Source organism: Streptomyces sp. NPDC007875 (assembly GCF_042868035.1).
Taxonomy (GTDB): domain Bacteria; phylum Actinomycetota; class Actinomycetes; order Streptomycetales; family Streptomycetaceae; genus Streptomyces; species Streptomyces antimycoticus.
Genome location: NZ_JBIADZ010000004.1, coordinates 430,013 through 445,465, shown reverse-complemented (window position 1 = coordinate 445,465; position 15,453 = coordinate 430,013). Strand labels below are relative to the sequence as shown.

Sequence of the window (15,453 nt, the reverse complement as noted above, 5' to 3'; positions counted from 1 at the left end):
TTGCCGGTGCCCTCTTCGCGCGTTGCCGGTGCCGGTGTGCGGGCGCCTGGTGCCGGTGTGCGGGCCGGTCTCAGCCGATCGGCTCGGGCAGCGGGACCACGTCGTAGGAGCAGTCGATGGTCCGGCCGGTGGCCGGGTCGCCCAGCTCCACCCGCCAGTGCCCGGCGAACTGGTCCACGCCCTCGGCCATCGGGATGGTGCCGGAGATCAGCACGGTGCCGGGCACCAGGTCGCCGCGTTCGCGCAGCACCTCGACCCAGTAGGAGGGCGGCAGCAGCTCGGCCAGGGTGCCGCTCTGTACCTCGGTCTCCTCACCGTCGTGAGTGACCCAGGCGCGGAGCGTCAGATCGTCCAGGCGGGACGCCACATCGGACAGCCGCCAGGCGCGGGTGGCCAGCACATCGGGGGCCGCGTTCTTGCTCCAGGCCACGCCGTGCACCTCCAGCGCCCGGTCGGTGTGGTCGCAGGCCGCCGTCAGCAGCAGCTCCCCGTCCGCGGCCACGACCAGCGCCCACTCGGCCTCGCCCGAGGTGCGGGCGTGCTGGACGCTGACCTGGCCGGTCTGCTGGGCGAGGTAGGGGGAGACGGGGTAGAGGGCGGGCGTCACGGAGGGGGCCGGCACGCCCAGCTCGGCGAGCTCGGCGACATGGGCGGCCACATCGTCCTGGCTGCGTCCCGCGTAGCCCGCGTTGAGCACCTGGACGACCTCCACGTGGTGGAGGGAGCCATCGGGCAGTTCGAAGGTGAGCGAGGACCGGGCGGGCTGTGTGGGCTGCGTCGTCATGGGCTGAGCTCTCCAAGGCACGGTGGGGCGATGTGCTGTTTCTGCGGTTGTCCGCTCGCTGCGGTGACCGCGCTTTCCGCGATTTCGAAGCGGTTAACTTCCCCCGGAGGGGTTGCGCATACGCTTGGTATACAACAAGTATGCCGGAAGGTCGACCCACGCACACCCCTCGACCATCTCATCGCACCACCGTGCAAACGCCACGTACCATCACGTAAGCCTCACGCACCACCTCGAGGACGGAACATGCAGCCCACCGCATCGAGCGCACCGCCCCGGGCCGACCGGTCCGGGGTTCGCCGCGCCTTCGTCGCCAGCCTCACCGGCACCGCCCTGGAGTGGTACGACTTCGCCGTCTACTCCGCCGCCGCGGCCCTGGTCTTCGGCGACCTCTTCTTCCCCTCCAAGGACCCCTTCACCGGCACCCTGCTGGCGTTCTCCACGTACGCCGTCGGCTATGTGTCCCGGCCGCTGGGCGGCTTCGTCTTCGGCCGGCTCGGCGATGTCATCGGGCGCAAGAAGGTGCTCATCGCGACGCTCGTGCTCATCGGCGGCGCCACGCTGCTGATCGGGCTGCTGCCCACCTACGCCACGGTCGGTGTCGCGGCCCCGGCCGCGCTGGTGCTGCTGCGCTTCGCACAGGGCGTCGGCGTCGGCGGTGAGTGGGGCGGTGCGGTACTGCTGTCCAGCGAGTTCGGCGATCCGCGGCGACGCGGCTTCTACGCCTCCGCCGCGCAGGTCGGCCCTCCGGCGGGCAATCTGCTGGCCAACGGCGTCCTGGCCGCGCTGGGAGCGGCGCTGACGGAGGATCAGTTCATCAGCTGGGGCTGGCGGGTGGCGTTCCTGCTCTCCGGCGCCCTGGTGGGATTCGGCCTGTGGGTCCGCGCCAAGCTGGAGGAAACCCCGGTCTTCAAGGCGATGGAGGCCGCGCAGGACCGCCCGGAGGCGCCGGTGCGCGAGGTGTTCACCACCCAGCCGAGGGCGCTGACCGCCGCGATCCTCTGCCGGGTCGCCCCCGATGTGCTGTACGCGATGTTCACCGTCTTCGTGCTCACCTACGCCACCGAGGAACTCGACATGTCACGCGGCTCGGCGCTCACCGCCGTGCTGATCGGCTCCTCGCTGCAGATCGTGCTCATCCCGCTGGCCGGGGCGCTCTCGGACCGCGTCAACCGGCGGTGGCTGTACGGAGGCGCCGCCGTCGCCGCCGGTGTCTGGCCGTTCCTGTTCTTCCCACTGGTCGCGGATGGCAGTTGGGCGCTGCTCACCCTCGGGGTCGTCGGCGCGCTGGTGATCCACTCGCTGATGTACGGGCCGCAGGCGGCCTTCGTCGCCGAGCAGTTCTCCCCGCGGCTGCGCTACACCGGCTCCTCGCTCGCCTACACCCTCGCCGGGATCATCGGCGGCGCGGTCGCGCCACTGCTCTTCACCACGCTGCTCGGGGTCTATCACGCCTGGGTGCCGCTGGCCATCTACATCGCGGTCACCGCCGTGGTGACGGTGGCGGGTCTCTGGCTGGGCCGGGACCCCTCCTCCGCCCAGGAGGAGGAGCCGGAGCCGCTTCCCGTCGGCCACACCACCTCCACCACCGTGTCCTGACCCGTTCCGTCCCCGTCCCGTCCCGGTCCCGCACCTGGTTCCCGGCTCCCGGCTCCGCGGAGCTGTAAAGCGAGCCGCGCCGGGGAAGGGGCGGGATGGGATCACTTACGCGGGACGGGACCGCGTACCCCGCCTACACTCCGACCTTCCCGATCAGGAAATGAGGCAGCACCCGCCATGCCCCTCCGCATCGCACTGAGCCAGCTCACCACGGGCCCGGACCCGGCCTCGAACCTCGCCCTTCTGCGCCAGGAGACACAGCGGGCGGCGGAGGCCGGGGCGCGTCTGGTCGTCTTCCCGGAGGCGGCCATGGCCTGCTTCGGCACCCGGCTCGGCCCGATCGCCGAACCGCTGGACGGGCCCTGGGCCACCGAGGTCCGGCAGATCGCGAAGGATGCCGGGCTGGTGGTCGTGGCCGGGATGTTCACCCCGGCGCCCGACGGCCGGGTGACCAACACCCTGCTGGCCACCGGCCCGGGGGTGGAGACCTCCTACGACAAGATCCATCTCTATGACGCCTTCGGCTTCGCCGAGTCCAAGACCGTGGCCCCGGGCTCCGAGGTGGTGACCTTCGACCTCGACGGCGTCCGGATCGGCCTGGCCACCTGCTACGACGTACGGTTCCCCGAGCTTTTCCGGGCCCACGCCGACGCGGGCGCGGTGCTCTCCGTGCTGCCCGCCTCCTGGGGCGCGGGGCCCGGCAAGCGCGAGCAGTGGGAGCTGCTGACCCGGGCGCGGGCGCTCGACGCCACCATTTGGCTGGCGGCCGTGGGCCAGGCCGACCCGGCGGCGTCCGGCGTGACCGCCGCGGCCTCCGCTCCGACCGGTATCGGCCACAGCGCCCTGATCGGCCCCGACGGCACCGTACGGGAGCGGCTGGACGCGGGGCCCGGACTGCTGGTGGGGGACGTGGACACCGACGAGGTCACGGCGGTGCGCCGCACGGTGTCCGTCCTGGCCAACCGCAGGCTGGGCGTCAACCCATGAGCGGCGCCCGCGAGGCCGAAGGGGCCAAACCGGAGCTCGAGTTCCATCTGCCCTCCGGTCCCTGGCAGCGGCCGCCGGGTGCGGGCGCGGGGGTGAGCGAACAGATCCTGGCCGTGGACGGGAGCGGCTCCCACAGCACCGCCCTGGTGCGCTGGGAGCCGGGGACGGACACGTCCCCGTCCGGGGTCGTCCGCCACGACGGCTGGTAGGAGGTCTATCTCCTCGAGGGCAGCATGCGCGATCTGACCCTGGGCAGGACCTTCTCGCGTGGTTTCTACGCCTGTCGGCCCCCGGGGATGCCGCATGGCCCCTGGGTCACCGAGGAGGGCGTCACCATGCTGGTGATCACCTATCCGGAGGCGGCCGCCGAGCGGTGACTTACCGGTCCGGGCGCCGGGCGGTGACTCACCCCCGTCCGGCCGCCGGGCGGTGACTCACCCCCGTCCGGCCGCCGGGCGGTGACTCACCCGGTGAGCAGCACCTTCAGCGTCGACTCCAGATGGGCGCTGATCGCCGTGCGGGCCGTCTCCCTGTCCCCGGAGGCCACCGCGTCCAGGATCGCCCGGTGCTCGCCGAGCACCTCCTCCTGGCGGCCGGTCTGGTTGTACAGGGCCACCACCCCGGCCCGGATCTGGCGGCTGCGCAGTCCGTCGTAGTGCCGGTTGAGGAGTTCATTGCCCACCGCGGCGACCATGGTCGCGTGGAAGAGGTGGTCGATGGCGATGAACTCCTTGGCCTGGTCCGGGCCCATCAGCTCGCGCTGCCGGTCCAGCAGCTCCATCAGCTTCGCCACCGGCACCGTGCCCGCCTCGATGGTGTGCTCGGCGGCGTAGCGCTCGACGATCCCGCGCAGCTCCATCAGTTCGGTGATCTCCCGGCCGGAGAGCGGGGCGATATGCGCGCCCCGCTTGGGGACCAGCTGCACCAGGTCCTCGGCCGCCAGCAGGAGCAGGGCCTCACGGATCGGGGTCCGGGAGATGCCGATCCGGTCGGCGATCTCCTGCTCGGTGAGGAACCGGCCCTGCATGTCGGGATCGGTCAGCACGGTTTCCTTGAGGAACGCGTACGCCTTTTCTCGTCCGGACTGCGCTGGCACTGGGGCCCCCATGCTGCTTCGCATACAACTCGTATACGAAAATTATCACGGACCGGTGGCCGGGTCGGGGATCCAGGAGCCGTGGATCCCCGCGGGAACGCGGTGGGGCAGCTCCACGGTGGCGACCGGGGCGGCCGTGATGTCCCGGGCGTCCAGGACGATCAGCTCGGAGGCGTCCCGGCGGAGGTCGCTGACGAGGGTCAGAAGATAGCCGTCGTCCTCGCTCCCTCCGCCGCCCCCGCCCGCGGGCACGAACACCGCCTCCCCGGGCATCCGGCCCGGTCCGGCCGGCGCTATCTGCCGGGCCCCGGTGGCCGCGTCGTACTTGACCAGTGCGTACTCCTCCAGCCCGCTGCCGGGGAAGGCGACGGCGTAGCCATAGCGGCTTGGCCGACCCAGCACACCGTCGTTGATCGTGGGGAACTCGGTGACAAGGTCGTCCAGCGGCTCCTCCCGTGCCGTGCCCGAGCAGGGGTCGAGGATCCAGCGGTGGTGCAGGGAGCCGACCAGCGGGACGGTGGCGTGGCCCGGGGCGCCGGTCCACCACTTCCAGGAGGTCTGCCAGGCGGCCCGGTCATAGCGCGGTCCCTCGACGACGATGCGGCCCGCCGGATCCTCGTAGGCGTTGGCGATATGCAGCAGGGCGCCGGGCTCCACCTCGCACCAGGTGACATGGGGCGGCCCGGTGCGTGGCATGAGGCCGATGCGCGGCCGGTAGCCATCGGACCAGCGGTAGGGGATCCCGGAGCGCTCGGCGGGGTCGAAGACGACCGGCAGGTCCAGCCACACCACATAGCGCTCGGTCAGCCCGAAGTCGTGCATCAGCGAGGGCCCCGCGCCCTCAATGGTCTCCTCGCGGACGATATGGCCGTCGCGGGACGCGACGTAATAGACGAGATGGGGCGGTAACGGGGAGTACGAGAAGAAGTGCAGCTCCCCGCTGACGGGATCCTCCTTGGGGTGCGCCGTCATGGCCCGGGTCAGCCTTCCCCCGAAGTCGTAGGCGCCGACGGTGGCCAGCTCGGCGGTCAACTCATAGGGGAGGTTGGCCTCCTGGAGGGCCAGGACCCGGCCCGCGTGCTCGATCACATGGGTGCCGGCGACGCTGGCGATGAGATCGGCCGCACCGCCCGCCCCTTCGCCGCCCGGGTCCACTCCCTCGCCGCCCGGGGCCGCCCCTGAGTCGCCCGCGGTCGTCTCCATGGCGCTGTGGAGGGCCGGTGTCCGCACCCAGCGGTTGCGGTACCACTCCGCTCTTCCGTCGCGCAGCCGCAGCCCATGGACCATCCCGCTGCCCTTGAACCAGTGTGACGGCACCACCCCGGGCGGGGGGTTGTGGCCGTTGCGCAGATAGCGGCCGGTCAGCTCGGGAGGGAGGGAGCCGCGCACGGTCAGGCCCCAGATAGTTGACTCCACCGCCATCGGGGCGTAGTGGCCGCTGACATAGGGCTTGCCGGGCTTGCCGTGCTCATCAGGCTTGCCGGGCTCGCCGAAGGGCTTGCCGCTCATCGCGCGCCCTCCTCGCCATCCAGGCGGGCGCTCTGGTCCGCGACCAGGACCACCTTTCCGGTGACGGTGCCGGACTCGGCCAGCCGCATCGCCTTCGCGGCATCGGAGAGCGGAATCCGCGCCGCCACCACTGCGGTGAACTCGCCGCTCGCCAGCAGCGCCAGCACCCGCCCCAGATCGGCGCGGATCCGCGCCTGGTAGGCGGCCAGCCGCCGCCGTCCGGCCCAGAGGTTGTAGAAGTGCGCCCCCCGTCCGTTGGGCAGCAGATTCCACAGGGTGAGGCGGGCGAGCAGCTTGAGCACCGGGGCCCGGGACGATCCGGGGATGTCCCGGGTGGCGGCCGTGCCGTAGGAGACCAGCGAGCCGCCGCGGGCGAGCAGCCGGTAGGAGTCGGCGATGCCCTCGCCGCCGATGTGGTCGAAGACCGCGTCGACCCCGCCGGGCGCCAGCGCGCGCACCCGGCCGGGCAGATCCGGATCGCGGTAGTCGAGGGGGGTGGCCCCGAGGGCGCGCACCGCGTCGTGGTGGCGGGGCGAGGCGGTGCCGATGACCTTGACGCCCGCATGGCGGGCGAGCTGGACCAGTGTGGTGCCCACTCCGCCGTTGGCCCCGTGCACCAGCACGGTCGTCCCGGGGCGCACCTTGGCCACGCGGTGGAGCATCTGCCAGGCCGTGATCCCGTTGACCACCACCGTCTCGGCCTCCGCCGCGTCCACTCCCTCGGGGACCTCCACCAGATCGCCCGCGTCGACGAGGGTGTGGCTGGCCCAGCCGCCGATCTTCGTGAGCGCCGCGAACCGGCGGCCCCGCAGGGCCGGATCAACCCCGGGGCCGGTCGAGACCACCGTGCCGACCAGGTCGTAGCCGGGGACGAAGGGAAACGGCGGCTGGTCGTAGTACTTCCCGCGGCGCATCTGCTGCTCGGCGAAGGAGACCCCCGACGCCTCGATGGTCACCAGCGCCTGCCCGGGACCGGGCTCGGGCAGCGGGCGGGTGCGGAGCTGGAGCCCCTCCGGCTCCACCTGGCCCGGTAGGACGACTTCGGTGATCATGGCGGATCTCGCTCTCATGTGAGGGCTTCTCGTTGTTGTGAGAAGTTCTAACCAAACAATGAACCTGTTACTCTCGAGGTGTCAAGTCCGGAATCGACGACCCGTACGAGAGGCCCGTCCATGGCGACAGCACGGCGAGAGCGCTACCGCAAACAGACCCGGGAGGAGGCCAAGGCCGTCGCCCTGGCCCAGCTCTCCGAGTCGGGCACGGCCGGCATCTCGGTGAACGCGATCGCGAAGGCGATGGGCATGACCGGCCCCGCGCTCTACCGCTATTTCGCGAGCCGGGACGAGCTGCTGACCGAGCTGATCACCGACACCTACCGCGATCTGGCCGAAGCCCTCGCCCGGGCCGTCGCCGACGCCACCCCCGCCGATCGCTTCCGCGCCCTGGCCCTCGCCCTGCGCGACTGGGCGAAGCGGCAGCCCGACCGCTATCTGCTCATCTACGGCACCCCGGTGCCCGGTTACCACGCGCCGCCGGAGACCACCGAGATCGCGGCCGGGATGATGCGGACCATCGTCGACGCCTGCGCCACCGTCGGCGGCGGGAGCGGTGGCGCCGAGGGGAGTGGCGCCGCCATGAGCGGCGGGCAGCCCCTCACCGAGCTCGAGGCCGCGTTGGCGCGCCATTTGGAGGGCGCGGGCCCCTGGGCGACCGGGGAGGAGCCCGGTGGCGAGCTGAAGGGCCGTGCGCTGCGCACCTGGACCCGGCTCCACGGCGTGATCAGCCTTGATGTGCAAGGCCAGTTCACGGGCATGGGCTTCGACCCCTCGGTCCTCTTCGAGGCCGAGATCGACGCCCTCGTGCGAGGCGGCTGAGGTGTCCAGGTCCGAGCTGCCCGCCCTGCGGGCCGGGCGCACACTGGAAGGACAGCGGAGCGCACGGGTGACCGGAGGCCGCGATGGAGCACGGTGAGTTCGATGTGGTCGTGGAGATCCCGGAGGGGTCCCGCAACAAGTACGAGATGGACCATGACACCGGCCGGATCCGGCTGGACCGGATGCTCTTCACCTCGACGAAGTACCCGGCCGACTACGGCTTCGTCGACCTCACCCTCGGCCGGGACGGTGATCCGCTGGACGCCCTCGTCACCGTCGCCGAGCCGACCTTCCCCGGCTGTGTCATCCTCTGCCGGGCCATCGGCATGTACTGCATGCGCGACGAGCAGGGCCCGGACGAGAAGATCCTCTGCGTCCCGGCCCATGACCCGCGCTATGTCGGCGTCCAGGACATCGAGGACGTCCCCGAATTCGACCGGCGGGAGATCACCCACTTCTTCGAGGTCTACAAGGACCTCGAGCCCGGCAAGTCCGTCGAGGGCTCCCACTGGGAGGGCCGTGACCGGGCCTACGCCGAAATAGCCGCCTCCCGCGCCCGTGCCGCCGAAGCCACCGGCTGGTTCCCGAGCCCCTGAGCAGGACCGACGCTCAGCCAGCCAGCCAGCCAGCCAGCCAGCCGCCCGCGCGGCGCCAGCGCTCAGGGCTCTCCTCGTGCGGCGCCGGTGCTCAGGGCGTCTCCCCGCGTGGCGCCGGCACCCCGCGGTCGTTCTGCAGCTCCCACAACTCCCGGAACAGCCCGCGGGACCCCGTCAGCTCCGCGAACGTGCCCTGCTGGATCACCCGCCCCCGCTCCAGCACGACGATCCGGTCCGCCACGGCGACGTTCGCCAGCCGGTGCGTGACCAGGACGACGGCGCGGTCCTGCGCCATCCGCCGCAGCCCCGCGAAGATCCGGTGCTCGGCACGGGCGTCCAGCGCGCTGGTGGGCTCGTCCATCACCAGCAGCCCGGCGGGCCGGTGGAACGCGCGGGCCAGCGCGATGCGCTGCCACTGCCCGCCGGACAGCTCCACCCCGCCCCACCACTGCCGGGCGAGCAGGGTGTCCAGCCCGCTGCGCAGCCCGTCCACCACCTCATGCGCCCCGGAGTGGACCGCCGCCTTCCGGACCGCCTCGTCCCCGCCGTGCGGCTGGCCCAGGGTGATGTTGTCCCGGGCGGACAGCGGCCAGTGCGCGTAGTCCTGCGGCACGACCGCCGTATGCCGCCACATCGCCTGCGGATCCAGCCCCGCCACATCCGCGCCGTCCCAGGTCACCGCGCCCTTGGTGGGTAGATAGAGCCCGGTCAGCAGCTTGCTCAGAGTGGTCTTGCCCGAGCCGTTCTCCCCGACCAGCGCGAGCACCTCGCCCCGCCGCACCTCGAGCGTGACATCGTCCAGGGCCGGGGCGTCGCACTCCGGATAGGCGTACGTCAGCCCCTCGGCCCTGATCACCCGCGGCGCCGCCGGGACCCGGGTGCCGCGCCGCATCCGGTGCCCGCCCGCCTCCTCGATGAACTCCGCCCAGTCGTCCAGATACAGCCCCGTACGGAACAGCCGCGTCCCGTAACCGACCATCCCCTGCAGCGAGGCGCCCACCGTCCGCAGCGCGAACACCGCCGTACCCGCCGACGCCACCGACATCTGCCCCGCGCCCAGCAGCAGCGCCAGCGACACCCAGACCAGCCCGGACGCCAGCCCTCCCGCCACCGCCCCCAGCACCGCGTACCGCGCGCCCCGGTGGACCGCCGTGTCGGTGGCCGCGTCCACCCGCGCCCCGATGGCCCGGTACCGCTTCAGCAGAAACTCCGCCATGGTGCCGGAACGGAGCTGATCGGCGATGTCCTTGTCCACCATGTACCAGCGCAGCAGCCCGAGCGTGCGCCGGTCGGCGCTCATCGCACGACTGGTCTCGTAGTGCACCCGGGCCGCCTTCATCCCCGCGATCCCCTGCGGCAACGCGGTCAGCAGCAACAGCGGCAGCAGCGCCGGGTGCAGCACGGTGACCACACCCGCCGCCGCGATCAGCGACGAGAGACACGCCATGAGCTGCTGCGACTCGGTGATCAGATCCTGCGCCACCTCGGCGCCCCGGTCCGCCGCGTCCCACTTGTCGTTGAACCCGGGGTTGTCGTACGCCGCCAGCTCGGCGTTGATCGCCGCGTCCAGCATCTGCGTCTCGGCCTCCCGGGAGATCCGCGGAGACAGCCGGCTGGAGATGTTGCTGACCGCGATCCCCAGCAGCGCCCGTAGCCCGGCCGCCCCCGCCAGCACCGCGATCGAGGGCAGCGCGTCCCGGAGCCGGTCGGTGATGTGGCCGGAGGAGATGAGCGCCGTGATCGTGCCCGTGGTGGCCAGCAGCCCGAACGCCTCGAAGAAGCCCGACAGCGCCTGGCACACCAGCAGCGCCACCACCGCCGTCCGGTCCACCTTCCAGGCCAACGCCATGGAGCGGCGGACGAGTTGGGGCAGTCTGCGGGCCATGGCCCGGGTGGTGACGGGGTTCTTCTCCAAGGCCGTCATCGCGGGCGGCCGGAACCGTAACTCCTCGCTGGGCCGCTCGGGCGGTTGTTCCGACGATTGCTCCGGCGGTTGCTTCGATGGCTGTTCCGGTGGTTCCGCCTGCTCCGTGGTTCGGGACGGCACAAATCCCCCCTGAGGGCGTGTTTTCCGTTCGGTATGCCTCAGATTGCCGCAGACCGAGACTCGGGCGCCCGTGGTTTACGGCGAGGTCCACCGATCGTGGAGCGGCCGCATCGCACCAGGCGGCCCCCTCGCTTCAGCGGATCTCAGACGGACTCAGCCGAGGTCACGCGGCCTCGACCGACCTCAGCCGACCGGGAAAACGACTGGAGCCGCGCCCCGTTCGCGTGCTTCGATGCGCCCCATGGTGTCCATCGACCGGCTGCTCGCCTTCGCGGCCATGTCCCTTCTGCTGATCGTGATCCCCGGCCCCAGCGTGCTCTTCGTGGTCGGCCGGGCACTGTCCCAGGGCCGCCGCGCGGCGCTGACCACGGTCATCGGCAATACGCTCGGGGCGTATGCGCTGGTCGTGGCCGTGGCGCTGGGTGTCGGATCCGTGGTGGAGCGCTCTGCCGTCGTCTTCACCACGCTGAAGCTGGTGGGCGCCGCGTATCTCGTCCATCTGGGCGTCAAGGCGGTACGGCAGCGCCGCTCGCTGCACGCCGCCTTCACCGGCGACGGCCCCGCCCATGGGGGCCTGCGCACGCTATGGGAGGGGTTCGCGGTCGGTGTGGCCAACCCCAAGACGATGGTGTTCTTCGCCGCCGTACTGCCCCAGTTCGTCGACCGCGACCAGGGGCATGTCACGCTGCAGATGCTGCTGCTCGGCCTGATCTTCAACGCCATCGCGGTGGTCTCCGACAGCGTCTGGGGCCTGGCCGCGGCCACTGCCCGCACCTGGTTCGCCCGCTCCCCACGACGCCTCGCCCTGGTCGGCGGCGTCGGCGGACTCTCCATGATCGGCCTCGGCGTCACCGTCGCCGTGACCGGCCGCACGGACTAGCCACGCCCTCTGACGTCGCGGCGCCCTCCGCGCGCCACGCGTGCGCGGGGAGTTGGGGAGGGGCGGCGCGCGCCGTGTGAGGGGTGGGTGGTGCGCTGGGAGAGCGAGTGGGCGCTGGGCTATATGGGGTAATTCGGGGTGTATCTCTGGCGTTGGGGGTGTGTCGCGCGCCTACTGGTGCTACAGACCGGTGGGTTCCCCATCTGCAGGGGGACGGCGGTGCGGGGATGGATGTCCCCGTGTGGATCGCCGTAAGTGCGCACCCCCTGGCCTCCGCTGAGCCGCCACGTGCGCTCGCGGTCGCGTGTGGCGAGCAACGGCCCACCATTCCACTCCTTTTGGAGGGCCCGTCATGGCTTCACCCACGGTCACCCTGGTCACGGCGTCACCCAACCCCGCGGTCTCCGGGCAGTCGGTCACGCTCACCGCCACCGTCATACCGCTCGGCGCCGGAACCCCCACGGGCACCGTCACCTTCGTGGTCAGCGGTGGCCCCACCCTGAACGGGACGCTGTCGGGCGGGACGGCCTCGGTCACCGCGAGCGGTCTGAGCGGCGGCACCCACATCGTCACCGCCACCTACAACGGCGATGCCAACTTCACCTCGTCCACCGGCACCACGGCCGTCCTGGTGATCCCGGCGTCGACGACGACCACGGTGACCTCGGCGCCCGATCCCTCGACGCTGGGGCAGCCGGTGACGTTCGCCGCCACGGTCGCCCCGGTCGCGCCCGGCACGGGCGTGCCGGGCGGCACGGTCACCTTCGTCATCGGCGGCAGCGGGGGCGGCACGTTCACCCAGCCGCTGTCCGGCGGCACGGCGACACTCACCCTCAGCACCCTCGGTGCCGGCACCCACGCCGTGGTGGTCATCTACAGCGGCAGCACGGACTTCCTGCCGTCCACCGGCACCGACACCCACACCGTGAACCCCGGCCCCGCGGCGACGACCACGACCCTGACGTCCTCCGCGAATCCGTCCGCGTTCGGGCAGCCGGTCACGTTCACCGCCACGGTCACGCCGAACCCGCCCGCGACCGGCACCCCGACCGGATCGGTCACCTTCGTGGTCTCCGGCACGGGCGGGGGCACGTTCACGCAGCCGCTGTCGGGTGGCACGGCGACGTTCATCACCAGCGGCCTGGGCGCGGGGTCGCACACCGTGACGGCCACCTACAGCGGTGACACCAACTTCGCCACGTCGGCGTCGGCGCCGCTCACGCAGGTGGTGAACCCGGCGGACTCCAGGACCACGATCAGCTCCAACCCCAACCCGGCCGAGGCGGGCACGCCCATCGACTTCGTCGCCTTCGTGGAGGCCATCCCGCCCGGCGACGGCACCCCGACGGGCACGGTCACCTTCACCCTCACCAACGGTGTGGACGCCATCATCACCAGCCCGCCCGTGGACGCCAATGGATTCGCCTTCTTCGAGGTGACGCTGCCGGCAGGCAACTGGGACGTCGACGCCTTCTACTCGGGGGACGCCAATTTCGGCGCCTCCGGCGTCTCCGAGTTCACCCAGGTCGTCACCGAGCCGGAGAGCGGCACGGCGCCCGCCACGAGCTGATCCCACAGCACTGGGCCCCGCCACCGCCGGGAGGGGCAGTGGCGGGGCCCAGCCACGCACGTCGGACACCGGCCCGTGCCGAAAGCCGGATCCACGCATAGATGAGCCTTATACGGGTAATTGCGAGGTGTGTCCGTCAAGACGCCGCGATGGGGCACGCTGCTGCTGGCCGTCCTCGTCGCTCTGACGGCGGTGCTGCTCACCGCCGGAGGTGCGCGTGCCGAAACGGATGTGAACAAGATCGGCAAGGCGCTGCGGAACAGCCCCGTATACGTCGATCCCGGCGCCTCCGACGCACTGAGCGCCGGACAGGCGCGCCGCCTGGTGGCACATATCCGCGACGCGGGCGTGCCCATCTATGTGGCCGTCCTGCCGGACAATCCCGCGTACGGAGGCGAGCGCGTCTTCGGGCGGCTGCGGGCCGCCGTCGATCGTCCGGGTATTTACGCGGTGGCGCTCGGCTCCTCCTTCGGCGCGGCCTCCGACACCTCGGTGCTGCCGGGACGCACCTCGCAGGCGCTGGCGGAGCAGAACCTGCGGCAGCACCCGCGCGACCTCGCGGCGGTCCTGGACGGCTTCGTGACCGACGCGGCCAAGGCGACCCACGACCGGGGCGGCCAGGGGACCGGCGGCGACCAGGGCGCGCGGGACTCCACCGGTCTCTCGGTGGGGGACACGGTGGTGGTGCTGATCATTCTGGCCGCCGTCGGCGGAAGCGGTCTCTACATGCTGCGGCGCACCCGCAAGAAGCGCCGCGAGCGTGAGCGGGCGGAGCTGGAGCAGGTGCGCGGCGCGGTCGAGGAGGACATCACCGCGTACGGGGAGAAGCTCAGCCGGACCGGCTTCGACCCGGCCGACCCGGCGTCCACCCCCGAGATGGCGGACGACTACGGCCGCGCCCTGGACGCCTACGAGGAGGCGAAGGCCAAGTCGGCCGCCGCCCGGCGCCCCGCGGACGTACGGCCGGTGACCGAGGCGCTGGAGGAGGGCCGCTTCGCGCTGGCGGTGCTCGATGCCCGTCGCGAGGGCGGGCCGCTGCCCGAGCGCCGCCCTCCGTGCTTCTTCGACCCGCGCCACGGCCCCTCGGTCCGGGACGTCCCGTGGGCGCCCTCGGGCGGCACTCAGCGCTCCGTCCCCGCCTGCGCCGCGGACGCCACCCGCATCGACGACGGCCTCGATCCGGACTCCCGCACCGTCCCGGTCGGCGGCGACCGGCGACGCCCGTACTGGGAGGCCGGTCCGGCCTACGGGCCCTGGGCGAACGGGTACTTCGGCGGATACGGCTCGATGCTGCTGCCCGGGCTGCTGATCGGCACGCTGCTGGGCGGGTCCCTCGGCCCCGGCTACGACACCGGCGACTTCGGTGGCGGCTTCGGCGACGGCGGGGGCGGCGGTGACGCCGGGGGAGGCGACTTCGGCGGTGGTTTCGGCGACGGCGGCGGCTTCGGCGGTGGCTTCGGGGGAGGCTTCGGCGACAGCGGCTGACCCCGGCCCGACGCGCCCGCGGTAGCCCCACAGCACCCGCATGCGCGCGGTGCGTACGCGGTGCCCCGACCGTGCGGGACGCGCGCCGCACGAGGCGGGTGGTGTGCGCGGGGAAGGCCGTCGAGCGCTGCGCTATCCGGGGTAATGAGGCGGCAACTCTATGGCGGTGGCGGCGAGTCGCGCGCCTACTGGTGCTACAGACCGGTGGGTTCCCCATCTGCCGGGGGACGGCGACGCGGGGATCTCCCCGCATGGATCGCCGTAAGTGCGCACCCCCTAGCCTCCGATGCACCGCCGCGCCGTGTTCCCGTATGCGTGGCGAGCAACGGCCCACCACCCCACACCACTTGGAGGGCCACCATGGCTACGCCCACGATCACCCTGGTCACGGTCTCACCCCAACCCGCCTCGTCCGGACAGTCGGTCACCCTCACCGCCACCGTCATCCCGCTCGGCGTCGGGACTCCCACCGGCGACGTCACCTTCGTCGTCACCGGTGGCCCCACCGTGACCGGGACGCTGTCGGGCGGGACCACCTCGGTCACCGTCCCGAGCCTGAGCGTCGGCGCCCACGCCGTCCTCGCCAACTACAACGGTGACACCAACTTCTCCCCCTCCACCGGCACCAACGTCATCCTCGTCGTCCAGTCGGCGACCACCACCTCGGTGTCCTCGGCGCCGGATCCGTCGACGCAGGGGGACTCGGTGACGTTCACCGCCACCGTCACCCCGGTCGGGCCCGGCACCGGCGTCCCGACCGGGACGGTCACCTTCATCATCGGCGCCCCCGGCGGAGGGGCGTTCGTCCAGCCGCTGTCGGGGGGCACCGCGACGCTGTCCCTCAACACCCTCGGCGTCGGCACCTACCCCGTGGTCGCCCTCTACAACGGCGACACCGGCTTCCTGCCGTCCGCCGGCACCGACACCCAGACGGTCAACGCCGCGGCGTGACCCCTCAGCACAAACACCGGGCCCCCGCCCCCGCCCATCGGGGCGGCGGCGGGGGCCCGGCCGGAGCCGGTACGG

At 72.1% G+C, this 15,453-nt stretch carries 15 protein-coding genes; 10 read left to right on the top strand and 5 right to left on the bottom strand.

Going from position 1 to position 15,453, the window contains the following annotated elements; translation table 11 throughout:
- Nucleotides 1-70: 70 nt before the first annotated feature.
- Nucleotides 71-784, bottom strand: coding sequence for a DUF2848 domain-containing protein (locus ACFYOY_RS11345; RefSeq protein WP_351899278.1), 714 nt, complete (start codon nucleotides 782-784; stop codon nucleotides 71-73).
- A 246-nt stretch (nucleotides 785-1,030) separates the two neighbouring features.
- Between ACFYOY_RS11345 and ACFYOY_RS11340 the strand changes: the two genes are divergently transcribed.
- The 4 genes from ACFYOY_RS11340 to ACFYOY_RS11325 all read left to right on the top strand — a co-directional run bounded on the left by ACFYOY_RS11340 (nucleotide 1,031) and on the right by ACFYOY_RS11325 (nucleotide 3,747).
- Nucleotides 1,031-2,383 carry an MFS transporter gene (locus tag ACFYOY_RS11340; protein WP_351899281.1) on the top strand — a complete coding sequence of 451 codons (1,353 nt, stop codon included), beginning with the start codon at nucleotides 1,031-1,033 and terminating at the stop codon, nucleotides 2,381-2,383.
- 177 nt (nucleotides 2,384-2,560) lie between these two features.
- The gene (locus ACFYOY_RS11335; protein ID WP_351899284.1) at nucleotides 2,561-3,370 is read left to right on the top strand and encodes a carbon-nitrogen hydrolase family protein; all 810 of its coding nucleotides are present in this window, start codon (nucleotides 2,561-2,563) and stop codon (nucleotides 3,368-3,370) included.
- Nucleotides 3,367-3,579, top strand: a complete 213-nt coding sequence (locus tag ACFYOY_RS11330) for a hypothetical protein (RefSeq protein ID WP_388586170.1) — start codon at nucleotides 3,367-3,369, stop codon at nucleotides 3,577-3,579. Before ACFYOY_RS11335 ends, ACFYOY_RS11330 begins: the two co-directional genes overlap by 4 nt.
- Nucleotides 3,580-3,603: 24 nt before the next feature.
- Nucleotides 3,604-3,747, top strand: a complete 144-nt coding sequence (locus tag ACFYOY_RS11325; protein ID WP_388586168.1) for a hypothetical protein — start codon at nucleotides 3,604-3,606, stop codon at nucleotides 3,745-3,747.
- 86 nt (nucleotides 3,748-3,833) lie between these two features.
- Here the strand turns inward: ACFYOY_RS11325 and ACFYOY_RS11320 are convergent, their stop codons facing one another.
- From ACFYOY_RS11320 to ACFYOY_RS11310, 3 genes are read right to left on the bottom strand one after another with little or no spacing between them, the layout of a single operon-like run.
- Entirely contained in the window at nucleotides 3,834-4,478 is a 645-nt protein-coding gene (locus tag ACFYOY_RS11320) for a GntR family transcriptional regulator (protein ID WP_388586165.1), read from the bottom strand.
- Between the two features lie 33 nt (nucleotides 4,479-4,511).
- Nucleotides 4,512-5,975, bottom strand: a complete 1,464-nt coding sequence (locus ACFYOY_RS11315) for a carotenoid oxygenase family protein (RefSeq protein WP_388586162.1) — start codon at nucleotides 5,973-5,975, stop codon at nucleotides 4,512-4,514.
- The gene (locus ACFYOY_RS11310) at nucleotides 5,972-7,045 is read right to left on the bottom strand and encodes a medium chain dehydrogenase/reductase family protein (RefSeq protein ID WP_388586159.1); all 1,074 of its coding nucleotides are present in this window, start codon (nucleotides 7,043-7,045) and stop codon (nucleotides 5,972-5,974) included. Before ACFYOY_RS11310 ends, ACFYOY_RS11315 begins: the two co-directional genes overlap by 4 nt.
- 102 nt (nucleotides 7,046-7,147) lie before the next feature.
- Between ACFYOY_RS11310 and ACFYOY_RS11305 the strand changes: the two genes are divergently transcribed.
- Complete coding sequence (locus ACFYOY_RS11305) at nucleotides 7,148-7,849, top strand: TetR/AcrR family transcriptional regulator (RefSeq protein ID WP_351899299.1); 702 nt, start codon at nucleotides 7,148-7,150, stop codon at nucleotides 7,847-7,849.
- 83 nt (nucleotides 7,850-7,932) lie between these two features.
- On the top strand, nucleotides 7,933-8,445 hold the full coding sequence (locus ACFYOY_RS11300; RefSeq protein ID WP_351899302.1) for an inorganic diphosphatase: 513 nt from the start codon (nucleotides 7,933-7,935) through the stop codon (nucleotides 8,443-8,445).
- A 91-nt stretch (nucleotides 8,446-8,536) separates the two neighbouring features.
- On the opposite strand, the gene ACFYOY_RS11295 is transcribed toward ACFYOY_RS11300, so the two are convergent.
- The gene (locus ACFYOY_RS11295) at nucleotides 8,537-10,369 is read right to left on the bottom strand and encodes an ABC transporter ATP-binding protein (protein WP_351899305.1); all 1,833 of its coding nucleotides are present in this window, start codon (nucleotides 10,367-10,369) and stop codon (nucleotides 8,537-8,539) included.
- 364 nt (nucleotides 10,370-10,733) lie between these two features.
- On the opposite strand from ACFYOY_RS11295, the gene ACFYOY_RS11290 reads away from it, so the two are divergent.
- The 4 genes from ACFYOY_RS11290 (at nucleotide 10,734) to ACFYOY_RS11275 (ending at nucleotide 15,378) form a co-directional block, all read left to right on the top strand.
- Nucleotides 10,734-11,372: a LysE family translocator gene (locus tag ACFYOY_RS11290; protein WP_388586156.1), complete on the top strand. Its 639-nt coding sequence runs from the start codon at nucleotides 10,734-10,736 to the stop codon at nucleotides 11,370-11,372.
- A 352-nt stretch (nucleotides 11,373-11,724) separates the two neighbouring features.
- Nucleotides 11,725-12,942, top strand: a complete 1,218-nt coding sequence (locus ACFYOY_RS11285; protein ID WP_351899310.1) for an Ig-like domain-containing protein — start codon at nucleotides 11,725-11,727, stop codon at nucleotides 12,940-12,942.
- 129 nt (nucleotides 12,943-13,071) lie between these two features.
- Nucleotides 13,072-14,427: a hypothetical protein gene (locus ACFYOY_RS11280; protein WP_351899315.1), complete on the top strand. Its 1,356-nt coding sequence runs from the start codon at nucleotides 13,072-13,074 to the stop codon at nucleotides 14,425-14,427.
- Between the two features lie 360 nt (nucleotides 14,428-14,787).
- Nucleotides 14,788-15,378 carry an Ig-like domain-containing protein gene (locus ACFYOY_RS11275; protein ID WP_351899320.1) on the top strand — a complete coding sequence of 197 codons (591 nt, stop codon included), beginning with the start codon at nucleotides 14,788-14,790 and terminating at the stop codon, nucleotides 15,376-15,378.
- The last annotated feature ends 75 nt before the right edge of the window (nucleotides 15,379-15,453 follow it).

Bases quoted from the DNA above. Each gene is read 5' to 3' on its own strand.
- ACFYOY_RS11330 (WP_388586170.1), top strand. From the start codon at position 3,367: ATGAGCGGCGCCCGCGAGGCCGAAGGGGCCAAACCGGAGCTCGAGTTC.
- ACFYOY_RS11345 (WP_351899278.1), bottom strand. From the start codon at position 784: ATGACGACGCAGCCCACACAGCCCGCCCGGTCCTCGCTCACCTTCGAA.
- ACFYOY_RS11285 (WP_351899310.1), top strand. From the start codon at position 11,725: ATGGCTTCACCCACGGTCACCCTGGTCACGGCGTCACCCAACCCCGCG.
- ACFYOY_RS11295 (WP_351899305.1), bottom strand. From the start codon at position 10,369: ATGACGGCCTTGGAGAAGAACCCCGTCACCACCCGGGCCATGGCCCGC.
- ACFYOY_RS11320 (WP_388586165.1), bottom strand. From the start codon at position 4,478: ATGGGGGCCCCAGTGCCAGCGCAGTCCGGACGAGAAAAGGCGTACGCG.
- ACFYOY_RS11340 (WP_351899281.1), top strand. From the start codon at position 1,031: ATGCAGCCCACCGCATCGAGCGCACCGCCCCGGGCCGACCGGTCCGGG.
- ACFYOY_RS11290 (WP_388586156.1), top strand. From the start codon at position 10,734: ATGGTGTCCATCGACCGGCTGCTCGCCTTCGCGGCCATGTCCCTTCTG.
- ACFYOY_RS11310 (WP_388586159.1), bottom strand. From the start codon at position 7,045: ATGAGAGCGAGATCCGCCATGATCACCGAAGTCGTCCTACCGGGCCAG.
- ACFYOY_RS11315 (WP_388586162.1), bottom strand. From the start codon at position 5,975: ATGAGCGGCAAGCCCTTCGGCGAGCCCGGCAAGCCTGATGAGCACGGC.
- ACFYOY_RS11300 (WP_351899302.1), top strand. From the start codon at position 7,933: ATGGAGCACGGTGAGTTCGATGTGGTCGTGGAGATCCCGGAGGGGTCC.
- ACFYOY_RS11325 (WP_388586168.1), top strand. From the start codon at position 3,604: ATGCGCGATCTGACCCTGGGCAGGACCTTCTCGCGTGGTTTCTACGCC.
- ACFYOY_RS11335 (WP_351899284.1), top strand. From the start codon at position 2,561: ATGCCCCTCCGCATCGCACTGAGCCAGCTCACCACGGGCCCGGACCCG.
- ACFYOY_RS11275 (WP_351899320.1), top strand. From the start codon at position 14,788: ATGGCTACGCCCACGATCACCCTGGTCACGGTCTCACCCCAACCCGCC.
- ACFYOY_RS11305 (WP_351899299.1), top strand. From the start codon at position 7,148: ATGGCGACAGCACGGCGAGAGCGCTACCGCAAACAGACCCGGGAGGAG.